The following is a 21,664-nucleotide window of genomic DNA, read 5'->3' on the forward strand; positions in this document are numbered from 1 at the left end:
TGTACATTATCTCCCTGGGGGCTCATTTTATTCCTTGCAAAAATTTGCTACACCATCTTGTTGAACTCCTTGCGGAGTCTTTTGATGATCCTTTTTTCGAGCCTGGATATGTAGGATTGGGAAATCCCGAGCATATCCGCAACATCTTTTTGCGTCTTTTCTTCGCCGTCCTGAAGGCCGAAACGCAGCTCCATGATCGTGCGCTCCCGGTCGGTCAGCTTTTCGAGCGCCTTGTGAAGCAGCTTCCGGTCGACCTGCTCCTCGATATTGCGGTAGATCGTATCGTTTTCGGTTCCAAGGACATCGGACAGGAGCAGTTCGTTGCCGTCCCAATCGATGTTCAGCGGTTCGTCGAAAGAAACCTCGCTGCGGATTTTGCTGTTGCGGCGCAGATACATCAATATTTCGTTTTCGATGCAGCGCGATGCGTAAGTGGCGAGCTTGATCTTTTTTTCGGGGTCGAACGTGTTGACCGCCTTGATCAGCCCGATGGCGCCGATGGACACCAGATCCTCGATGTTGATGCCGGTGTTTTCAAACTTGCGGGCAATGTAGACGACCAAGCGCAGATTGCGCTCAATCAGCATCGACCTGATTGCCGCATCCCCCGTCGGGAGCCGCTGCAGGAGATACTCCTCTTCCTCCCGGGTCAGCGGGGGAGGGAGCGCCTCGCTGCCGCCGATATAGTAGATTTCTTCGCTTTTCAGTCCCAGCAGAAAAAGGAATCGATAATATTGCAGCTGCGCGATCAATCGCCATTTTACAAGCATTTGTCGTCCTCCTAAAAGTTTCCCGAAGGGAAACTATCTTCGTAAGCATTGGCTTAAATTTCCCGAAGGGAAATTTGACTTCGTAAGCATTAGCTTAGTTTCCCGAAGGGAAACTATCTTCGTAAGCATTGGCTTAAATTTCCCGAAGGGAAATTTGACTTCGTAAGCATTAGCCTAGTTTTCCAAAGGAAAACTGTCTTCGTAAAGCTTCATTTCGTTTCCTCTTCAACGCTCCAAAAATAGAACTAGCATACCATAGGCATCATTTCGCTCCCAGAACGTCAGCCTGGCAGGGGCTTGCAGCATTTTCAATACCGCTTCCACCGCTACGAATGGATCGACGTCGGGTTAACCGGCACCTGCGCCTCGGAATTCACGACGTTTTCCTCCTGCACCAGCTCCGGGTGAATGATGGCCTGATAGGACTTGTCGCCTGATAATTGGCCGCCGTCAAGTCCGATCAACACCTTCGCGGCACGGCTTGTCTGATTCCCGATTCGGATGTCCACGGCGTCCGGTTTGATCGCCAGCATAAAGGCAGACCCCCGGTTTACGCCCCGGTACGGTACCAGGCGAAGCCGATCCCGCCATTCGAATTCGGCAGCGTCCAGCTCAAGCAGCAGTTTGTCCGGTTCTCCCTCAGCAAGCCGCTGCAGCCAGGCGGTGGGCAGCTTTTCCTTCCAGAGCGATGCCTCCATGACCATGACGGGGGTTCGCGTCAGCGGATCCGACAGCTGGTTCCCCGTGTCAAGCAACCCGTTGCAGCTCACGGTAAACCCTCCGATCGTCACGCTTACTTCTCCCATGTAGGCTTGCCTGCTCTCCAGTTTCCGGCGCGTGGAATAAACGAATTTAAACCATAAAAGCACCCCGAAACACGTAATGAACGTAAACCAAAAACCGATTTTCAGCTCAAACGAAAGCCCCCCGGAAGCCGTAAACCATATGCCGTTAAAAATTTCTCCCGTGTTCTTCAGCAAATAGTGGATTCCGATGATGCCGCCGGCTGCCGCGAAGTTGATCATATAAAAAGCTCCCGTGTTCCGGATATAGTTTTGCAGACTTCCGAATCCGAAAGCGATCCAGAGCATCAACAGTGACAAGGCGAATTTGAGCATAAAAGTATACATAAAGGAAAGTTCGGGCAGGAACATCATGACGACGTACATCGCGCCTACCGTTGACGACGCCGCAAGCCGCCACCAGCGCAGCCGCTGCTTTCTCATCCAGGCGGTCAGCCACAGCAGGGCGCCGTCGATCAACAGATTGGTGATGAAAATCAGATCAATATAAACAACCAGCCCCATCACCTGCCTGCTTATCATGGATTCTTTCGGAAATTGATATGACTAGCTTTGATATGATTCGCTTTATCGTGGCTTTGGACTTGGGAGATGTATTTAGTATAAAAAGATCCCTATCCAAAGTCTGTCTAAAATTGGGGGCCGGACTTCAACTTTTTTTGTCGAGTCCCGCTGCTTTTTGAGAGGCGGTTCGCAAGCGTTTATCCTGGGTGCCGCACCTCCCGAACCCGCCAAACCAGAAAGGAAACTCCTCGCCATAGGCTGAAACTTTCCGGCTTCCCTGTTCGTCAGAGTAAAAAAGCGCAGCAATACGTTCTGAAAATCGTTCCTGCGGAGGAATAAAGATGAGCAAAATCATGATGTGGCTGTTCGTGCTCCTGGCATGGGTAGCTGGCCCTCCCTCGCCGGATCGCGCAGCCGTTGAACGTTGGGACGTTAAGGAAGGTTACGTCGTGGCCAAAGAAGACGGGAGGGTTTTGGCGGTTCGCGACAAAGTTCCGGATCGGCACACGCCGCTCAATCGAATTTTGGAGGAAGCGATGCCCAACGCGATCTGGCTTACGGTTAGCCCGGCGGATTATCATGCCGTGGAGATCGGGGATCATATCGGCATTTCGATCCCGAACGGAGCCATCAATCAATCCTATCCCGCTCAAGCGGCGGCCGAGGTGAAAAAATTGAATTCCCCTTGAATCAGGACCAGGATCCACCGGACGCTGCCGGTTGGACTACTCCTATCCGTACTCAAATGCTCCAACATGCAAAAAAAAGACCCGCTTCCATCCAGCGATGGCTTGCGGGTCTTTTCGTTATCGGTATGGAATTAGTCCTTGTTTTGACGCGAACGGTTCCGCAAAAACGTCGGAATGTCCAATTGGTCGCCGCTGGTCTGGTTGCCGAACGGACGAAGGTTCTGCGTGTTGTTGCGGGATTCGGCCTGTTCGGTCGGTGCGGCAGCTCCCGGTTGTTGTTTGCGGGCTTGCGGCGCAGGAATGGCCCGGGTTTCGAACCCTGTCGCAATCACGGTGACTTTGATTTCATCCTTCATGCTTTCTTCAATCATGGCACCGAAGATCATGTTGACTTCCGGATCGGATGCGGAGGTTACGATTTCGGCCGCTTCATTGACTTCATAAAGGGACAAATTCGTACCTCCCGTAATGTTCATGATAATGCCCCGCGCCCCTTCGATCGAAGTTTCGAGCAGCGGGCTCATGATCGCTTTGCGTGCGGCTTCGGCTGCGCGGTTTTCGCCTGTTGCCAAACCGATCCCCATCAAAGCCGAACCGCGTTCAGTCATGATCGTTTTGACGTCAGCGAAATCGAGGTTGATCAGGCCAGGAACCGCAATCAAGTCGGAAATGCCTTGTACCGCTTGACGCAGCACGTTGTCGGCCTCCCGGAATGCTTCCAGCATCGGCGTTTTTTTGTCGACGATTTCCAAAAGCCGATCATTCGGAATAACGATAAGCGTATCGACTTTTTCTTTGAGGCTTTCGATTCCCAGCTCAGCCTGGGTGGAACGCTTGCGGCCTTCAAACGTAAACGGGCGCGTGACCACGCCGACGGTCAATGCTCCGCATTCCTTGGCGATTTCAGCGATCACCGGCGCGGCTCCCGTACCGGTACCTCCGCCCATGCCTGCGGTAACAAAAACCATGTCGGCGCCTTTGAGGGTATTCATGATCAGATCGCGCGACTCCTCAGCCGCTTTTTTCCCTACTTCAGGGTTGGCTCCGGCACCCAGGCCGCGGGTCAATTTATCCCCGATTTGCAGTTTATGTTCCGATTTGGCCATATGCAAAGCTTGAGCGTCCGTATTCACCGTAATGAATTCGACGCCTTGAACGCCGTTTTCGATCATTCGGTTTACGGCATTGCTGCCGCCGCCGCCCACGCCAATTACTTTAATTTGCGCCAAGCTCTCCATTTCAAAATCAAATTCCAACATATTCTCCCATCTCCCCCTCATAGTGCATGGATGGCCCGTCCACTCATTCAAATGGAACCTGCTTATATGAAATCACTGAAAATATTTTTCAATCGTTCAATAAAGCCTGGTTTTTGGACAGTCTCCGGATTCGTGGCAGGACTCGCTTTTGGGCGGTTCACTGTCTTCTTGTTGCCCGCACTGCTCACGTTTGCGCTGCTGCCGCTGCGCATGCGGATACTGCGGATGACGTTATGTAAAATACCAACGCCGCTGGTGTAACCAGGGTCCCTGACGCCGATGTAATCCGGCACGGCAATTCTGACGGATGCGGCGAGTTCTCCTTGGGCAACCTGCAATACGCCCGGCATCGATACGGTACCTCCGGTAAGGATGTATCCCCCCGGAAGCTCGGAGTAACCGAGGCGTTTGACTTCTTCGCGGACCAGATGGAAAATTTCCTGTACCCGAGGTTCGACGATGGCCGCCAGATCTTCTTGGGTAAATTCCTTCTCCACGTTGCTGCCGATGCGGACCACCTTAAACGTGACGTCAGGCGCGGCATCGGCCATTAACGCGCAGCCGTATTTGAGCTTCACCTTCTCCGCCTGGTCCGTCAGCGTCCGAAGTCCGTAGGCGATATCGTTGGTCACGAACTCGCCGCCGATCGGCAGGGTCGAGGTCGAAACCATCGTGCCGCCTTCGAAAATGGCGATCGTCGTGGATCCCGCACCGATATCGACCAGGACGGAACCCATCGTTTTCTCGTCCTTCGACAATGCGAGCTGGCCTGCGCCAAGCGACATAAGCACCAAATCTTTGATTTTCAGGCCTGATTTTTCAACGCAGCGCAATAAATTATGTATCGCGGTCTTAGCGCCGGTAATGATGATCGCTTCCACCTCAAGGCGGACGCCGATCATGCCGCGCGGATCCTGAATTCCCTCCAAGCCGTCTACGACGTATTGTTTTGCAACTACATCAATGATTTCCCGGTCCGGCGGAAGGGCGACCACTTCGGCGGCTTTAAGCACGCGTTCGATGTCCTCCTCGCCGATTTCCCGATCCTCGTTCGATACCGCCACGACGCCGTGGCTTGATTGAAGTCCGATATGATTGCCCGAAATGCCGACGTATACCTCCGATATTTCAATACCGACCATACGCTCCGCATGATCAACGGCACTGCGGATGGATTGTACAGTCTGGTCAATATCTACAATTGCACCTTTGCGAATTCCTTCCGAGTCGGCAGATCCAACTCCAATAATATTAAAGGTTCCATTATTCACTTCCCCAATAATAGCACGAACTTTGGATGTACCGATGTCCAAACTAACAATGATGTCATTGTTGCTCAACCGTGGCACCTCCTGTTTTCTAAAGTATCTTCCCCATGTTTAAAACACTCGTTTTTACATATTCAACATAGAATATTCTTTCCCTCTTTTTTCTACAAATTTTTCGACTGCCAACATTTAGTATAACAGGGTAAAAATCAAAAGAAAAAAGAGGGAGATGTCCAAGTGCGAAAAACGAAGGAGTCCTCGTCTTCCGCACGTCAAATTCGCGTTGATGAATAGATGAAATAAACCATTTTTAGTTCAAACGGTATAAGATAACCCATAAAATTAATTGTAGCATTTTTTATTGGCCGTGAGTAGTGTCATTTTCGTCCGGGTCCGCATCGGCCGGAGGCTCGAAAGGCGTATACGTGTCGGCTTCGAGCATCGTGATCGTTCCCGGCTCAGCCGTTTCGATGACCTGGTTCAAATATTCGATTTTGTCGCTCAAAAGAGAGACGGCCGTAATCACGACAAAACGGGACCGCGTATACATCTTGATCCGATCCGGAAAGGAAGCCGTCGGCGACGGGATGATCTCCGAAATGTCCGACGTCAGCTCGCTTGGAATCTTCCCCAGCACTTTGCACAGTTCCGCCTTGTTCGGATCGCTTGGGCTCCATTTCGTTAAGATCGGCTTTTCCACGGCGATGCCGATGCTGTTTACGGCCAATTTCGAACCGTTCGCAAGAATGGCTTCCAAACGTCCCCCTTCGCCCAGTTCATACGCGACGGTGGGATATTCTTCGATCCTGACGCTGATTTTGCCGGGAAATTGCTTGTCCACCACAGCTTTTTGAATCGATGTGATTTTCAGCAGCCGCTGTTCGACCTCGGAAGGCGAAACGCCGAAATATTGGCTGCCCTCCTTCAGGCCGCTGGCCTGCAAAAGCTGCTCCCTCGAGGAAAACGTGCTTCCCGTAAATTGGATCTCCGTCACCTGGCTTACCGGCGAACGGAAGAACAAGATGACCAGGATCGCGATAAACAAAAGCAGCAAAATGGCTATGATTTTCCGGCTTGTTCTTTTTTTGGGCTTGTTCTCTTTTAAAACGGGAATATGAGCTTTAGGCATAGGATTCTCTCCACAAAATACCTCTTATCCCCTCTCGCGGAAGGGAGGGGATAAGCTTGGTGTTAATTTGCTAAATCTAGCGATTTGGGCACCGGCGAAAACCGATGGATATCAGCTCCCAGCTTTTGAAAGAGCTGCTCGATATGTTCATATCCTCTGTCGATATGATGCACCTGCTCGACGATGGTTTTGCCTTGGGCGGCCAGTCCGGCAATGACCAGCGCCGCTCCTGCCCTCAGGTCGGTAGCTTCGACCGTGGCGCCGTACAGCCGCTTCACGCCGCGGATGAATGCGCAGTTCAGGTCGGTGTGTATGTCCGCCCCCATTCTCGTCAATTCATCGACATGCTTGAACCTGCCTTCGAATACCGTCTCTTTCATGACGCTGAAGCCGTCGGCAAGCGAGAGCAGCACCATGACTTGGGATTGCAAGTCGGTCGGAAAAGACGGATAAGGCGATGTGACGATGCGTTCGACGGCCTTCGGACGGCTCATGCTGCTCACGTTTATTATATCATTGTAGGTGCTGATTTGAACACCGGCCCGCTTGAGGACGTGGATCAAGGACGACAGATGGGCCGGGTTGCAGTGGGTCAGCGTGACGTTGCCCCTCGTGGCCGCGGCGGCAATCATCACGGTTCCGGCTACGATCCGGTCGGGAATGATGTTATACGAACACGGGGTAAGCTTGCTTACGCCTTGAATCGTGATCGTATCCGTACCGGCTCCGATAATGTTCGCGCCCATCGCGTTCAGGAAGTTTTGCAGATCCTGGATCTCCGGTTCGCGCGCCGCATTCGTGATGGTCGTCGTGCCTTCCGCCAGAACGGCGGCCATCATGATGTTTTCGGTGGCGCCCACGCTCGGAAAGTCCAGATGGATATCCGCCCCCTTGAGTTTGCTGGCCTTGCAAATGATTCTCTGCTCAAGTTCCTCGATCTCGGCGCCGAGCGCCTGAAGTCCCCGGAGATGCAGGTCGATCTTGCGCTCTCCGATCGCGCAGCCGCCGGGTTGATAGACGGCAACCTCCCCGAATCTCGCAAGCAGAGGCCCCATCAAAAAAATAGAGGAGCGCATTTGTTTCATTAAATCTTCCGGTACATGAAACGAATTGGCGGACGACGTATCCAAGGCAACCGTCTCCTGATCACGCAAAGTCGTGCAGCCGATCCGTTCCAGGATGTCCAGCATGACGTCAATGTCCAGCAGACGGGGGACATTGCTCAGCTGAACTTTGCCTGCGGCCAGCAAGCTCGCTGCCAGAATAGGCAATGCGGCATTTTTTGCTCCATGGATACGTATGGTTCCTGACAGGGATTTTCCACCCTCAATCACCAATTTGTCCAATGTATCACCTCCGAGTTTACCCCTCAACCGCCGCATTCTCCCTAGCAGGCATTTGCCGATGGTGCCTGCTTCGAGATTTCGGTTTCGTAAAATGAATGCTACAGGATGAGATCGTCCTCTGCTGTCATTGACCGGCCTAACATCCAGTGCAATCTTTCAGCGGACTTGTTTTTGCGTGACACATCAGACCCATGAGCTCCGGCGGCTTAGCATGGTTACAGTTTTTCGCGGTGCGGCTTGATGACAACCAGCCGGTATCTTCCTGACCAAAAGGGATTTCCGCTATATCAACGTTCCAGCTTCGGACCTAAAGCTGCGGCTTTTTCCGCGCAGGTTCGGGCGGGGCCGGCGTTCGGGTTGGTGATTGTCACGATTATAGAGTATCTTATGTCGCGCGCGACCAGTGTGTGACAATCGCCCAGCCCCTTTCACCGCCCTGATGTAAGCCGGCGCATCTCTTCGACGATCAAGTTCGCGGAGTCGGGCTTTCCAAGCTTTCTCGATTGCCCCGCCATCTCCCTCTGCACCTGAAAATCGCCCATGATATCCTCAATAGATTGAAAGAGTCTTTTTCCCGATAAATCCTTTTCCAAAATGACCTTTGCGGCTCCGGCCTTTTCCAGCTGCCGCGCGTTGGCCTCCTGGTGGTTATTCGTCACGTTCGGGGATGGAATCAGGATGGACGGAATCCCGAGCGAGGTTATTTCGGCAAGAAAAGAAGCTCCCGCCCGGTTGACGATCAGCGACGTGGCCGCCAGTACCTCGGGCATGTTGTGCACGTACGGAAGCACATGCAGATGATTGGGCATGCTGCCGAGCCTGCTTCGGATTTCCTCCCGCGTTTTTTCGAAATAATGTTCGCCCGTCACATAAACAAAGTGAATATGCTTCAGCTTCTCAAGCTGCGGCGCCATTTCGATCATGGCATCGTTGATCGCCTTCGCTCCGCGGCTGCCGCCGACGACAAGCACGACCGAGCTGTCCATCGGAATGCCCAGCGATGCGAAACCGCGCTCCTTGTTGGCGGTCTGCACGGTGGTTGCACGCGGATTCCCCGTGTAAATTACCCGTTTGGCTTTAGGAAAAGAGCGCTCCGATCCTTCGAAGCTGACGGCGACCGTGCTGACGTACCGGCTCAGAAACTTGTTCGTCAACCCCGGGATGGCGTTCTGCTCATGGATGATCGACGGGATGCCCAACTTGGCGGCGGCGTAAACGACGGGACCGCAGACGTAACCGCCCGTGCCGATGACCACGTCCGGCTTGAATTCGGCTAGCATCCGCTTGGACGCCTTGACGCCTTTCAAAAATCGGATCACCGTTTTGATGTTTTCGGCCGACAATTTGCGGCGGAAGCCCGTAATTTCGATCGATTGGAACGGGATTTGCTCTTGCGGAACCAGCGTGCTTTCCAAACCTTTGGTACCGCCGATATATAAAAATTTTGAATCCGGATCTTCGATTTCGCATTGCCTCGCAACGGCGATAGCCGGGTAGATGTGTCCCCCGGTTCCTCCGCCTGTTAACACGACGCGCATGCCGATCACCTCGCGTATCTTGATAGATTAAGTAAAATGCCGAGAGCGGTCAGCATCAGCGTCAGCGACGAGCCGCCATAGCTGATCAGCGGCAGCGTAATGCCCGTTACCGGCATCAGTCCGATCACGACGCCGATATTGATAATGACCTGTACGGCAACCATGCCGACGATGCCTACCGCAAACAAACTGCCGAAACGATCCGGTATCGTCATGGCGATGCGCATGCCCCGCCACACCAGAACCAAAAAGAGCAGAAGTACGATCAATCCGCCGATGAACCCCAGCTCTTCGGCCAAAATGGAAAAGATAAAGTCCGTTTGCGGTTCCGGAACGTAGCTGTACTTTTGGCGGCTCATGCCAAGTCCCAAACCGCCAAGCCCTCCGGGCCCGATGGCGTACAAAGATTGGATGATTTGATACCCCGTACCGAGCGGATCGGACCAAGGGTCGAGAAATCCGGTAATCCGCTTCAGCCGGTAAGGCGCCGCAAGAATGAGGCCGACGAAGCCTGCGGCTCCGGCCAATCCCAGCATCCCCAAATGGCCAAGACGCGCTCCGGCCGTAAAAATGATCATCATCGCCGCTCCCATCATGACCGTTCCCGTCCCCAAATCCGGCTGGAGCATGATCAGGCCGAAGGCCAGTCCGACCAACCCGAGCGGCGGCATCAGACCTTTGCCGAACTTCGTAATGTCCCATTCGTCGCTGCTGAGCCATTTGGAAAGGAACAGGATCATGCCCAGCTTCATAAACTCCGACGGCTGGATCCCGAACGAGCTGATGCCCAGCCAGCTGCGCGCGCCGCCGCGAACGACGCCGATCCCCGGTATCAACACGATGACCAGCAGCACGAAGCAGACGATCAAGGCGATTTTGGCGTATTTTTTCCATACCCGAAAATCGATATTGGCCGTAAAAAACATCGCTACCAGCCCAAGTCCGGCAAAAAGCAGCTGCCGTTTGACGAAATAGAAAGAGTCTCCGTGTTCGTGGAAAGCCAGTACCGAACCTGCGCTGTATACCATAATGATGCCGATCGCGAGCAGTCCCATAATGCATAGAAACAGCCACAAGTCCGGCGCCGGGCGTGTCTTGTTCATGAAGAGGCCACCTTTTGCAAAAAAGTAGGGGCTTATCCACCCCCCTACTTAAAGATTATGCACCGCCTCTTTAAAAATGCGTCCACGCTCCTCATAGGAAGCAAACATGTCCCAGCTGGCGCAGGCAGGAGACAAAAGCACGATATCCCCCGGTTCTGCGGCGGCTGCGGCTTCCTTGACGGCTGCGCGCAGCGTGCCGGCGGCGTCATCCTCATTATCGACGACGACGATATGCTTTAATCCGGCAAGTTCCGATACCTTGGCGATTTTCCGCGCCGTTTCGCCCAAAGCGATGACCGCTTTGACGCGTTCCGACAATGCCGGCACCAGCTCCATGTAATCCGAACCCCGATCGAGCCCCCCGGCGATCAAAACGATCGGACGATGAAGGGATGTCAAAGCCATCATCGTCGCTTTGGAGTTGGTCGCCTTCGAGTTATTGTAGTAGGCGACTCCGTTCAAATCCTTCACGTATTCCAGGCGGTGCTCCACGCCGCGGAAGGAGGACAGCGGACCCCTTAACCGGTTTGCGGGGACGCCTGCGGCGATGGCGATCGCGCAGGCGGCCGCCGCATTTGCAACGTTGAAACGGCCCGGAATACCGACTTCCTCCACGGGGATGATCTCCGTCAGGCGGCCATGTTCATCCCGGTACACGATCTTCCGCGGCAAATCGTCCTCTGCGCCCTGGATAAACGGCGGGCTGACATAGACGCCTTCCGCCAATTCTTCGCTAATAGAGAACGGCAGAAGTTTCGCCTTGATATAAGGCACGAGCTCGCGGCAGGTGGAATCATCCCAATTGAGGACGGCGGTATCTCCTTCTCCCTGATTGGCGAACATTTTCGCTTTGGAGGCGACATAATCCTCCATATCTCCGTGGTAGTCGAGATGCGTTTCCGCCACATTCAGCAAACATCCGATACGCGGACGGAATGCCTTCGTTCCTTTCAGCTGGAAGCTGCTCAACTCGGTTACCATCCAGTTGCCGCTGTCCGCATGTTGAGCGGCTTCGCAAAGCGGCGTTCCGATATTGCCCGCCACGATCGGGCGCAGGCCGGCTTCTTCCAGCATGTTTCCGACCCAGGTCGTCGTCGTCGTTTTGCCGTTCGAGCCGGTGATGCCGATGATAGGCGCGCTGCAAATATGATAGGCGACCTCGACTTCGGTTACGATTTCGATGCCGAGCTCGAGCGCTTTTTGCACCGGACCTACTTTATAAGGAATGCCCGGATTTTTGACAAGCAGAGAAATACCGGGATGAACCAGATCGGCCGGATGACCGCCGCAAATGACGGTAATTCCGAGCGCCTCCAGTTCCCCGGCTTCGGGGCATTGATCTCTATCTTTTTGGTCGTTGACCGTCACTTTCGCGCCGTAAGCGTGCATGACCTTGGCAACTTGTACACCGCTTTTGGCAAGGCCGAGCACGACGACTTCCTGATCCCTGTACGATTCTGGATGCTTCATATTCTACAACCCCTTGTTCAAGTAAAGTCCGATGCCCGCGAGTACGATGCTCACCAGCCAGAACGTAATGACGACGCGCCATTCCGACCATCCCGACAATTCGAAATGGTGGTGGATCGGACTCATTTTAAATATGCGTTTGCCTCTCGTTTTAAACGATGCGACCTGCAGCACCACGGATAACATCTCGATGACGAACACGCCGCCGATGACAAGGAACAGCAGCTCCGTTTTGGTCACGATCGCAATCGCGCCGATCGCTCCGCCGATGCCGAGGGAGCCCGTGTCGCCCATGAATACTTTGGCCGGATGCGCGTTAAACACCAGGAAGCCGAGTACCGCTCCGATCATCGCCGCGGCGCAAACGGCTGCCGACAGCGACGTCGCCTGCATCGCCACCAGGGCAAAAGCCGCAAACGCGATGGCGCTCACGCCGGAAAGCAGGCCGTCCACGCCGTCCGTAAAGTTGACCGCGTTGCTGATGGCAAGCATCATGATAACGATAAACGGATAATAGAACCATCCGCCCCAATCGAACGAAAAGGAAGTTCCCGGCACGTGGATCGCGGTGCTATGCCCGTTTTGAATGAGCAAAACGCACATGATGGCCGCAAACAGCAGCTGGCCGACCAGCTTCTGGCGCGCCGTCAGACCTAACGAACGTTTGAACACGATTTTGATATAATCATCGAGAAATCCGATGAGGCCAAAACCTAGCGTGGCGACGAGCATGACATAAAAATCGGTATTTATGACCGAAAACTTCAAGAAAGACAGCGTAAACGCCAAAATGATCACGACGCCGCCCATCGTCGGGGTACCGGCTTTTTTCAAGTGGCTTTGCGGGCCGTCGTCCCGTACCTGCTGTCCAAACTTCAGCCGCCTCAACAGCGGAATCAGGAGAGGAGCGGCAATGATTGCGAGAATAAACGAAACTCCGATCGTCAGCAGCAGCAATTGATAATCCATGGATTCACCCCCTCCGTATGTTTAGTTATGCAAGTCTTGATCGACAAGAGCATCCACTATTTCTTCCAATTTCATTCCGCGCGAAGCCTTAATCAGCACGATGTCTTTCGGATGTACCTGCCCGGCAAGATGGGCGGCGAGTTCCTTTTTATCGGCAAAATGATAGACCGGAATATCCTGACGTTTGTTTTTGGCGGCTTTTGCGGTTTCCGCCGACAGCGTTCCGTACGTATACAGCATGTCGACTTTGCCGTCCGCGGCATATTCTCCGACTTCGGCATGAAACTCGAGCTCTTTCGGCCCAAGCTCAAGCATGTCCCCGAGAACGGCAATTTTCTTGCGGTGGCCTTTAAGGCTGTCCAGCACGTCGATGGCCGCCTTCATCGAGAGCGGACTGGCATTGTAGGCGTCATTGAGCACGGTAAGACCGCTCGGCGCCGTCATCTGCTCGATCCGCATCCCCGTCAAACGCAGCCCGGACAATCCCTCGCGAATCTGCTCCTTCCCGATGCCGAAGTGATCCGCCACCGCAAGCGCGGCAAGGCAATTGATGACGTTATGCTGTCCCAGCAGCGGCAGGTCAAGACCTTCCTCGGGATGACGATGGGAAGTGAAAATGACGCCTTTCGCATGGAACATCATGCCCGTCGGATAATCGTCGTTTTTGTCCGGATCCATGCCGAACGTGAAGGTTTTCAGCCCTTCGGGTTTTACCGTCTCCGGCTCGCCGAGCACCAGCGGAATCAACGGTTCGTCGCCATGGTAAACCAGCAGGCCGCCCGGTTTCATGCCGCTGATGATTTCCACCTTGGCACGGGCGATTTCGTGTCTCGATCCGAGCTGAAGGAGATGGGCTTCGCCGATGTTCGTAATGACGGCCACGTCGGGGGAGGCGATGGCCGACAGCGCCTCGATCTCATGGCGGCCGCTCATGCCCATTTCGAGAATGGCGATTTCCGTATCCTCCGGCATTTCCAGGATCGTCAGCGGCAGCCCGATATGGTTGTTGAAATTCCCGCCGGTTTTATGAACCTTAAAGGAAGTTCCGAGCAGCGCGTATACCATGTCCTTCGTCGTCGTTTTTCCGTTGCTGCCCGTGATGCCGACGACGCGGCATCCGACTTCGGCCAAATAAGCCTTGGCCAATGCCTGCAGCGCGGCAAGCGTGTCCTCCACGACGATGGCGGGACCTTCCGGCGGAAGGCCCCGGTCCCGCTGCCATAACACGGCGCATGCGCCGCCTTCAAGCGCTGCCGCGGCAAAGGCATGGCCGTCGAATTTTTCGCCCACCAGCGGCACGAACAGCCTGCCGGCTTCGATTTTGCGGGAATCCGTAAAGACCCCCTCAACCCGTATATCACAATCATGGTCATGCGCCAGGGTTCCCCCGCACATGACCGCTATTTCGCCCAACTTCTTCGTAATCACTTGTTCATACCCCTTATCGCTTCCTTGGCCACGACCCGATCGTCAAAATCGTATTTCGTATGTCCAATGATTTGGTAGGTCTCATGACCTTTCCCCGCAATCAATACTACATCGTCCGGGCTTGCCATTTCAATAGCCTTTTGTATGGCCTCCCGCCGGTCCACGATCAGCCGGTATTTGTCCTGAGGCACGGCATCTTCGGCGAGCCCCGCCTCGATGTCCTTCAAGATCAGGTCCGGATTTTCGGTCCGCGGATTGTCCGAAGTAACCATGACGAAATCGCTGTATTTCGCGGCAAGCTTGCCCATCAACGGGCGTTTCGTGCGGTCGCGGTCGCCGCCGCAGCCGAACACGGTAATGACCCGTCCCTTGGCGAACTCTTTGACGGTTTTGAGCACGTTCTCCAGGCCGTCCGGCGTATGCGCGTAATCTACGATGACCGCAAACGGCTGGCCTTCGTCCACGGCCTCCACGCGTCCGTCGACGCCCGGCACGGATTCCAGGCTGCGCTTGATGCCGTCCAGCTCAAGCCCCTCGAGCAGCCCTGCCGTAATGGCCGCAAGCGCGTTGTATACGTTGAATTTGCCGACCATTTTCAGCTGGATGTCGGCGCTGCCGCGGAACGTGTCCACATGGAACGACGTGCCTTGGGCCGTGATGGAGATGTCGGACGCGCGCACGTCGGCTTTTTCGTCCAAGCCGTATGTAATGACCTCGGCGGCGGTCACTTTGGCGAAATATTGCGATGCTTCGTCGTCGGCGTTTAATACGGCGAATTTCCGCTCGCTGGCTTGACGGCCGAATTTGTTGCCGAGCCGGGAGAAAAAGAGGCCTTTCGCGGCTCTGTATTCTTCCATGGTTTTATGGTAGTCCAGATGGTCCTGGGTCAGGTTCGTAAAAATGGCCGTACGGAAGTCGGTTCCTTTTACCCGCCCTTGCTCCAGCGCATGGGAGGAAACCTCCATCACGCAGCATTGTACGCCGTTGGCGGACATGTCGTCCAAGGATCGCTGCAGCTCCAGCGCCTCCGGCGTCGTGCCGGACATCGGGAACGTGCGGCCCCCGTAACGGGTTTGGATCGTGCCGATCAAGCCGGTGTGGATTCCGTGGTCGTTCATCATCTTTTCGATCAGGTAGGTGGTCGTCGTTTTCCCGTTCGTTCCGGTGACGCCGATCATTTTCATGTGGGAGCTTGGGGAGCCGAAAAACGCGTCCGCCATCACCGCCATCGCGTAGCGGCAGTCCTTGACGATGACCTGCGGAAGGTCGATGTCCAGCTCGCGTTCGACGACAAGCGCCGAGGCGCCCTTTTCGGCCGCTTGCCCGGCATAATCATGGCCGTCCACCGTATGCCCGGGCAAGCAAATAAACACGTCCCCGGGCGCCACTTTGCGCGAGTCGGTCTGAAGACCGGTGATGGTGATGTCCCCGCTTCCTTTGATTTTTGCAATTGTTAGTGTTGAAGCCAGTTCGTTCAGTTTCATTACATATCCCTCGCTCTAGTTTCTATTATCGTCCATTGCCGCGATGATTAAGACCTCTAATTGGGAGCTTTGTCCTGTTCCTTCAGTTCCGGATCGGCCCCCATGTATATGCGAATGGTCGACCCGCGTTCCACCCGGCTGCCCGGCTTCGGCGCCTGGCTGACGACCGTGTTGCCGGTGCCCGATTTGGACAGCACGAAATTCATGTTCAAATCTTCGTACAAATCCTGCACGGTCGCCCCGACCAGATCCGGCACGGTAACGATCGGCGTGTCTCCGTATTTGTATGCTTTCGGCAGCTGATCCTTGCGCGGCGGCACCTTCAAAACCTGAAGGGAATCCCGCAAAATGTTTTGCACGATCGGCGCGGCGACCACGCCCCCGAACTGGATGCCCGCCGGATTGTCGACGGCCGTGTAGACCACGATTTGCGGATCGTCCGCCGGCGCGAAAGCGATAAACGACACGATGTGCTCCGTGGCGGAGTACCGTCCGTTGACGACGATCTGCGCGGTCCCCGTTTTGCCGCCGACCCGGTAGCCGTCGATGAAGGCCGGGCGTCCGGTGCCGTTGGCCACGACGCTTTCCAGCGCCTCGCGCACCTGCTTCGACGTTTCCTCGGAGATCACCTGCCGGACCAGCTGCGGTTTGTTTTCGCTGACGACCTCGCCCGTATCCGGATTGACCCATGCTTTCGCCACGTACGGTTTATACAAATACCCGCCGTTTATGGCCGCCGAGACGGCTGCCACCTGCTGGATCGGCGTGACGGATACGCCCTGTCCGAAAGCGGTGGTCGCCAGTTCGACCGGTCCGACGCGGGAAAGCTTGAATAAAATCCCGTTTTCCTCGCCGTTCAAGTCGATGCCCGTTTTCGCGCCGAAGCCGAAATCGCGGATGTATTTGAACAGCGTGTCTTTCCCGAGCCGGTTGCCCAAGGTGACGAAGCCGGGGTTGCAGGAGTTTTCGACCACCTGCAGGAAGGTTTCGCTGCCGTGGCCGCCGCGCTTCCAGCACTTTAACGTGGCGCCGCCGACTTTGATGTACCCCGGATCGAAGAAACGTTCGTTTTTCAGGTCGACTTTCTTTTCCTGCAGCGCCGCGGCTAACGTGATGATCTTAAAGGTCGAACCCGGTTCGTAGGTCATCCAGATCGGCAGGTTGCGGTTAATGACCTCGGAAGCATATTCCTTGTAATTTCCCGGCTCGTATCCGGGCCTGCTCGCCATCGCATAAATTTCGCCCGTTTTCGGATTCATGGCGATGGACCAGGCGCCCCTGGCCTGATACTGCACCATGGCCTGATCCAACTCCCGCTCCATGATCGATTGGATCGACTTTTCGAGCGTAAGCTTTAACGTCAGCCCGTCCTTCGGCGCGTCGTATTTTTCCGACGAACCGGGCATGATGCGGCCGCCGGCGTCCGACAGATACGAGATGCTGCCCTGGATGCCGTTCAGCTTGCTGTCGTATTTTTGCTCGACGCCGGTCAAGCCCTGGTTGTCGATTCCGGTAAAGCCGAGAATATGGCTCGCAAGATCCCCATAAGGATAATACCGCTTATTGTCCTCGGCAACAACGATACCCGGCAGGTTTAAATCACGAATTTTCTGAGCAAGCTCCATCGTAATTTTGCGTCCGCCGGGTTGAAGTTTCACACTCATCGATCTTTTTGTGACCAAGCTTTTGATCTTTTCCTCCGTCATCCCGAGCAAAGGCGCAAGCAGCCTTGCCGTTTTGTCCGGATCTTTGACCTGAACCGGCACCGCCATAATCGTAGGCGAACTGATGTTGTAAGCCAGCGGCACGCCGTTCCGGTCCTGGATTTCGCCCCGTTTGGCGACGGACGGAATTTGCCTTCTCCAGTTTTCCTCCGCTTTCGCCGAGAGTTCCGCTCCTTTGCCCAGTTGGACATACGCAAGCCTTACTATTATAGCAGCAAACAGCAAGCAAAGAACGGCCAAGCTTACGAGAAGTCTGCGTCTGCGCGTCACGTTCGAAACTTTCACTCTTATTCCTCCCTGCTTATCCAGATCGTCATGTCCGTTATTCCTAACATAAGTATTCTGGACAAACAGGGGATAGAACAAGCTGCCCTGAAATGACAGGTTTTATCCGAATTTTTCAGTTATCTTTGTTGACGCCGTTGGTTATTCCCAATGAAGATTGGTTCCCCCCGCCGGCCTGTTCGTTTTTGCCGGTTTGCCGATCTTTGTCATCCTTATCCGAGTTGTCGTCGTCCCCGTCCTTGCTTTCGTCCAGCGCATCCGCCGGCTTTAACGTCAGCTGCACCGTCCGTTTCCCGTTCTGGTTCGTGACTTTCTGGCTGGCGACATATCCTTCGCCGCTAACGTTTACCTGTACTTTCATCAACGTCAGAACATCCAGGGCATCGCGCAGCGATTCGCCCGTAAGGTCGGGAACCTCCATGACGTTGTCGGTTTGGGTAAACAAGTAGATCCGTTGTTCCGGACTAAGCGGCGTCCCTTTGGCCGGAAACTGCTTGACCACCGTCGCCCCTTTGCCCAACGTATCGAAAGCGATGCCCGCTTTGAGGAGCTGCTTTTCCGCGTCCTTCAGGTTTTTGTTCGTCAAATCGGGAGCAGGCCGGCGGTTTTGCGCTTGAATGGCGTTATTTTTTTCGTCCTTCTCATCTTTCTTTTCGACGCTTCTAGGAACCCCCATGTACTGCAGCGACTGCGAAACGATCTTTTTGAAGACCGGAGCCGCCGCCTTGCCGCCGCCAACGGTCGGATCGTTCGGTTGGTCGATGATGACGATGACCGCGATTTTCGGGTCGTTGACCGGCGCGAAGCCGATAAAGGACACGACTGATTTGGAATAATCGTATTTGCCATTTACAATCTTGACAGCCGTTCCCGTTTTACCTGCTACGCGGTAACCGTCGATGTATGCATTTTTCCCCGTGCCGTCTTTCCGGTCAGCAACAACCTGCTCCAGGTAATAACTCGTTTCTTTGGCGGCTTCCGGCGAAATGACCTGGCGTACAGTGTAAGGCGAAAATGTTTTGGTGGTTCCGGTATTCGGATCCGCTTCTTCTTTAACAATCTGCGGTTTTAACAGTTTGCCCCCATTCGCTACGGCGCTGATCGCCGCAAGCTGCTGGATCGGCGTGACCGATACGCCGTGGCCGTAAGAAGCGGTGGCCACTTCGACGGGACCCGGCAGATTGATCTTCGTTGATACTTCACCCGGCAGATCAATGCCCGTCTTTTCGCCGAAGCCGAAATCTCTGATATACTTCAATAGCCGTTCCTTGCCCAGCATTTCCCCTAGCTTAACAAAAGCCACGTTACTGGAACGTTTAACCCCTTCCAGATAAGAGATCGTTCCCCAGCCTGAACGCTTAATGTCGTGCAGGTCCTGGTGGGTGCCCGGCACCCTGATTGTTCCGGATTTGTAGAACGCGTTCGGATTAAACAGCTTTTCCTGCACTGCCCCGGCCAACGTGACGATCTTGAACGTGGAACCCGGCTCGTACGTCGCTTTTACCGCATAGTTATAGAAGTCTTTCGGGTCCTCCGTTTTCCAATACTTGTTCGGATCAAAGGTCGGCAGATTGGCCATCCCCAAGATCTGCATCGTTTTCGGATCGGCGGCAATGACCGTCATGCTGATCGGCTTGTATTCATTGAACGCTTCTTTCATGGCATCTTCGATATAATACTGGATCTGGTTATCGATCGTCAGCTTATAATTTTTACCATTGACGGCAGGTTCATAGATTTCGTTCGAGTTGGGAAGCTTGTCGCCGGACGTGTCCGATTCGTATTTCAGTTTGCCCGGCTTCCCTTCCAACTCCTTGTTGAACATGTATTCAAATCCTGCTACCGCCTTGCCTTCACGGTCCGTATACCCGAGGATGTGGGAGGCGAGCGTACCTTTCGGATAATAGCGCTTGGATTCCTTGATCGTGCCCAGGCCCGTTTCCTGGCCTTTTTTGTTCTTTTTCAGCTCTTCCTTCAGCTTGTCGTTCAACTGATCGATTTGCTTTTTTTTGCTTTCGTCGATTTTCCAGCCCTCGTTGCGGACCTCGCGGCTTTTGGCGTATCCGCCGGTTTTGCTGTCCTTCGCGTTCACCAGCGCCTTCAGCTCGTCCACGTTTTTGCCCAAAATTTGATGAAGCCCGTCCACGACCATGTCCGTCAGGCCGTTGGCATGGAGCGCTTGCGGGCTGACCACGACCGTATAGGCCGGGGCGTTAATCGCCAGCACGTCCCCGTTCCGGTCGGAAATCGTGCCCCGCTCCGCCGGGATTTTCGATTGCTTCTCCCACCTGGCGACTCCCTTCTCGTGCCAGTCCGCGCCCTGAACGATTTGCAGCGTAAACATGCGAATAAACAAAACAACAAAAAGGAGGGTGATGAATCCTCCTAGTAACAAAGTGCGAAGTTTTATTCTTTTAACCATGATCCAACCTCACAAACCCTGTTTTTTGTCGGTGCCGGAACCGTTTGTTGCGTCCCCGCTTTTGGCGGAGATCGGCGTGCGTTCGACATGGATGACCTGCTGGTCGCTTGTTTCCTCGAAGCCCATTTGCTTCGCTTTATCGCGGATTCCCACTTCCAGCTGCTGCTTTTCGACCGTCAGCCTGCTGATCTCCTGTTTCGACGCCTTGATCGATTTTTCGATCTTCTGGTATTCTTTGTTCAGCCCGTAGATGTTCGCGTTTTGCCAGATGACCAGGCTTGCGATCATGACGCATACGACGATCGTGAACAGATAAAGCAGTTTCTCTTTGACCGGAAGATAGGTTCGGCGGGTGATCACCATCGTCTTTTCCCGGTAACCGGGAGATTTGCGCTTTGTCTGTGCTTGTTCTTTTACTGCCAAGTTACCACGGGTATAGGCCATGTCTTCTTCCCCTTCATCATAGTCTTACGCTTTCGCAAGCATAGAGCCTGTATCGTAAAAAGCCTTTGCTGTCGTTCATAGTTTTTCGGCCACCCTCAGCTTCGCCGAACGTGCGCGCGGATTTAGTCCGAGCTCCTCTTCGCCGGGAACGATCGGCTTCCGGTTCACCAGCTTCAGCTCGCCTTTCCCGCCGCAGACGCACATCGGAAAATCGGGCGGACAGGTGCATTTGCCGACATAGCCGTTAAAAATTTGCTTGCAAATCCGGTCCTCCAAGGAATGGAACGTAATGACGGACACCCTTCCTCCGGGCGCCAGGCACCGAACGGCCTGATGGAGCGATTCCTCGAATGCCCCGAGTTCGTCGTTGACGGCGATCCGCAGCGCCTGAAAGCTCCGCTTCGCCGGATGCCCGCCGGTTCTGCGCGCGGCCGCTGGAATTCCTTCTTTAATAATATCGACCAACTGCCCCGTCGTTTGTATAGGGGCCTCTTTGCGGTGTTCGATAATGAACTTCGCGATGCGGCGGGAAAATTTTTCTTCCCCGTACTGGTGCAAAACCCTTGCGATTTCCTGCTCCGGCCATTCATTGACGATATGCCAGGCCGTCAGGTCCGACGATCGGTCCATGCGCATGTCGAGCGGAGCATCGTGATTGTAGCTGAAGCCGCGCTCCCCTTCGTCAAACTGCGGCGAGGATACCCCCAGATCGTACAAAATGCCGTCGACCTGCGGTATGCCGTCTTTCATCGGCACCGCCAATTCTTTTAGCGCGTCCTCCAAATGGCGGAAATTCGTTTTGACCAAGGAAACCTTGTCCTCGTAAGGAGCCAGCCTTTCCCTGGCGTTATTCAGCGCCCAGTCGTCCTGATCCAGCGCAATCAGCCTGCCGTATTCTCCAAGCTTGGATGCGATCAGGGAGCTGTGCCCCGCCCCGCCAAGCGTACAGTCGACATAAATGCCGTCTCGTTTAATGTGCAGCCCTTCTGTCGCTTCTTCTTTAAGCACCGTGATGTGATGAAACAAGCT

17 protein-coding genes are annotated in these 21,664 nt (G+C 54.4%); 1 reads left to right on the forward strand and 16 read right to left on the reverse strand.

Features of this window, described 5'->3' with window-relative positions; genetic code table 11:
• Positions 1-47: 47 nt before the first annotated feature.
• Positions 48-770, reverse strand: coding sequence for an RNA polymerase sporulation sigma factor SigE (gene sigE / locus NYE48_RS18875; protein WP_036713496.1), 723 nt, complete (start codon positions 768-770; stop codon positions 48-50).
• A 326-nt stretch (positions 771-1,096) separates the two neighbouring features.
• Entirely contained in the window at positions 1,097-2,071 is a 975-nt protein-coding gene (gene spoIIGA / locus NYE48_RS18880) for a sigma-E processing peptidase SpoIIGA (protein ID WP_212947453.1), read from the reverse strand.
• A 347-nt stretch (positions 2,072-2,418) separates the two neighbouring features.
• Here spoIIGA and NYE48_RS18885 point away from each other — a divergent pair, with 347 nt between their 5' ends.
• Complete coding sequence (locus NYE48_RS18885; protein ID WP_340999691.1) at positions 2,419-2,766, forward strand: DUF3221 domain-containing protein; 348 nt, start codon at positions 2,419-2,421, stop codon at positions 2,764-2,766.
• Between the two features lie 131 nt (positions 2,767-2,897).
• Here NYE48_RS18885 and ftsZ read toward each other — a convergent pair whose 3' ends face one another.
• The 14 genes from ftsZ to rsmH all read right to left on the reverse strand — a co-directional run bounded on the left by ftsZ (position 2,898) and on the right by rsmH (position 21,661).
• Entirely contained in the window at positions 2,898-4,025 is a 1,128-nt protein-coding gene (gene ftsZ, locus NYE48_RS18890) for a cell division protein FtsZ (protein WP_212947140.1), read from the reverse strand.
• Positions 4,026-4,087: 62 nt separating this feature from the next.
• Complete coding sequence (gene ftsA, locus NYE48_RS18895) at positions 4,088-5,365, reverse strand: cell division protein FtsA (protein ID WP_036713498.1); 1,278 nt, start codon at positions 5,363-5,365, stop codon at positions 4,088-4,090.
• Between the two features lie 286 nt (positions 5,366-5,651).
• Entirely contained in the window at positions 5,652-6,422 is a 771-nt protein-coding gene (locus tag NYE48_RS18900; protein WP_340999692.1) for a cell division protein FtsQ/DivIB, read from the reverse strand.
• A 62-nt stretch (positions 6,423-6,484) separates the two neighbouring features.
• A complete protein-coding gene (murA, locus tag NYE48_RS18905) occupies positions 6,485-7,768 on the reverse strand; it encodes a UDP-N-acetylglucosamine 1-carboxyvinyltransferase (protein WP_339324113.1) in 1,284 nt (427 codons plus the stop codon).
• 428 nt (positions 7,769-8,196) lie between these two features.
• Positions 8,197-9,306: an undecaprenyldiphospho-muramoylpentapeptide beta-N-acetylglucosaminyltransferase gene (gene murG, locus NYE48_RS18910; protein ID WP_340999693.1), complete on the reverse strand. Its 1,110-nt coding sequence runs from the start codon at positions 9,304-9,306 to the stop codon at positions 8,197-8,199.
• 5 nt (positions 9,307-9,311) lie between these two features.
• Positions 9,312-10,409, reverse strand: a complete 1,098-nt coding sequence (gene spoVE / locus NYE48_RS18915) for a stage V sporulation protein E (protein ID WP_340999694.1) — start codon at positions 10,407-10,409, stop codon at positions 9,312-9,314.
• 48 nt (positions 10,410-10,457) lie between these two features.
• Entirely contained in the window at positions 10,458-11,879 is a 1,422-nt protein-coding gene (gene murD, locus NYE48_RS18920; RefSeq protein ID WP_036713499.1) for a UDP-N-acetylmuramoyl-L-alanine--D-glutamate ligase, read from the reverse strand.
• Positions 11,880-11,882: 3 nt separating this feature from the next.
• The gene (gene mraY, locus NYE48_RS18925; protein ID WP_212947153.1) at positions 11,883-12,848 is read right to left on the reverse strand and encodes a phospho-N-acetylmuramoyl-pentapeptide-transferase; all 966 of its coding nucleotides are present in this window, start codon (positions 12,846-12,848) and stop codon (positions 11,883-11,885) included.
• A 21-nt stretch (positions 12,849-12,869) separates the two neighbouring features.
• Positions 12,870-14,273: a UDP-N-acetylmuramoyl-tripeptide--D-alanyl-D-alanine ligase gene (locus tag NYE48_RS18930; protein WP_281422478.1), complete on the reverse strand. Its 1,404-nt coding sequence runs from the start codon at positions 14,271-14,273 to the stop codon at positions 12,870-12,872.
• Positions 14,273-15,760, reverse strand: a complete 1,488-nt coding sequence (locus NYE48_RS18935; RefSeq protein WP_340999695.1) for a UDP-N-acetylmuramoyl-L-alanyl-D-glutamate--2,6-diaminopimelate ligase — start codon at positions 15,758-15,760, stop codon at positions 14,273-14,275. Before NYE48_RS18935 ends, NYE48_RS18930 begins: the two co-directional genes overlap by 1 nt.
• Before the next feature lie 56 nt (positions 15,761-15,816).
• Positions 15,817-17,769: a stage V sporulation protein D gene (locus NYE48_RS18940; RefSeq protein WP_340999696.1), complete on the reverse strand. Its 1,953-nt coding sequence runs from the start codon at positions 17,767-17,769 to the stop codon at positions 15,817-15,819.
• Positions 17,770-17,884: 115 nt separating this feature from the next.
• Positions 17,885-20,191 carry a penicillin-binding transpeptidase domain-containing protein gene (locus NYE48_RS18945; protein ID WP_340999697.1) on the reverse strand — a complete coding sequence of 769 codons (2,307 nt, stop codon included), beginning with the start codon at positions 20,189-20,191 and terminating at the stop codon, positions 17,885-17,887.
• Positions 20,192-20,200: 9 nt separating this feature from the next.
• Positions 20,201-20,635, reverse strand: a complete 435-nt coding sequence (locus tag NYE48_RS18950; RefSeq protein ID WP_212947162.1) for a hypothetical protein — start codon at positions 20,633-20,635, stop codon at positions 20,201-20,203.
• Between the two features lie 75 nt (positions 20,636-20,710).
• Positions 20,711-21,661: a 16S rRNA (cytosine(1402)-N(4))-methyltransferase RsmH gene (gene rsmH, locus NYE48_RS18955; protein WP_340999698.1), complete on the reverse strand. Its 951-nt coding sequence runs from the start codon at positions 21,659-21,661 to the stop codon at positions 20,711-20,713.
• Between the last annotated feature and the right edge of the window lie 3 nt (positions 21,662-21,664).

Source organism: Paenibacillus sp. FSL M7-1455 (genome assembly GCF_038004655.1).
GTDB lineage: Bacteria > Bacillota > Bacilli > Paenibacillales > Paenibacillaceae > Paenibacillus_AQ > Paenibacillus_AQ cookii.

Coding starts and splice junctions, on each gene's coding strand:
- murD (WP_036713499.1), bottom strand. CDS start 11,879: ATGAAGCATCCAGAATCGTACAGGGATCAGGAAGTCGTCGTGCTCGGC.
- ftsZ (WP_212947140.1), bottom strand. CDS start 4,025: ATGTTGGAATTTGATTTTGAAATGGAGAGCTTGGCGCAAATTAAAGTA.
- mraY (WP_212947153.1), bottom strand. CDS start 12,848: ATGGATTATCAATTGCTGCTGCTGACGATCGGAGTTTCGTTTATTCTC.
- sigE (WP_036713496.1), bottom strand. CDS start 770: ATGCTTGTAAAATGGCGATTGATCGCGCAGCTGCAATATTATCGATTC.
- NYE48_RS18950 (WP_212947162.1), bottom strand. CDS start 20,635: ATGGCCTATACCCGTGGTAACTTGGCAGTAAAAGAACAAGCACAGACA.
- spoVE (WP_340999694.1), bottom strand. CDS start 10,409: ATGAACAAGACACGCCCGGCGCCGGACTTGTGGCTGTTTCTATGCATT.
- NYE48_RS18885 (WP_340999691.1), top strand. CDS start 2,419: ATGAGCAAAATCATGATGTGGCTGTTCGTGCTCCTGGCATGGGTAGCT.
- NYE48_RS18900 (WP_340999692.1), bottom strand. CDS start 6,422: ATGCCTAAAGCTCATATTCCCGTTTTAAAAGAGAACAAGCCCAAAAAA.
- NYE48_RS18945 (WP_340999697.1), bottom strand. CDS start 20,191: ATGGTTAAAAGAATAAAACTTCGCACTTTGTTACTAGGAGGATTCATC.
- NYE48_RS18935 (WP_340999695.1), bottom strand. CDS start 15,760: ATGAAACTGAACGAACTGGCTTCAACACTAACAATTGCAAAAATCAAA.
- murG (WP_340999693.1), bottom strand. CDS start 9,306: ATGCGCGTCGTGTTAACAGGCGGAGGAACCGGGGGACACATCTACCCG.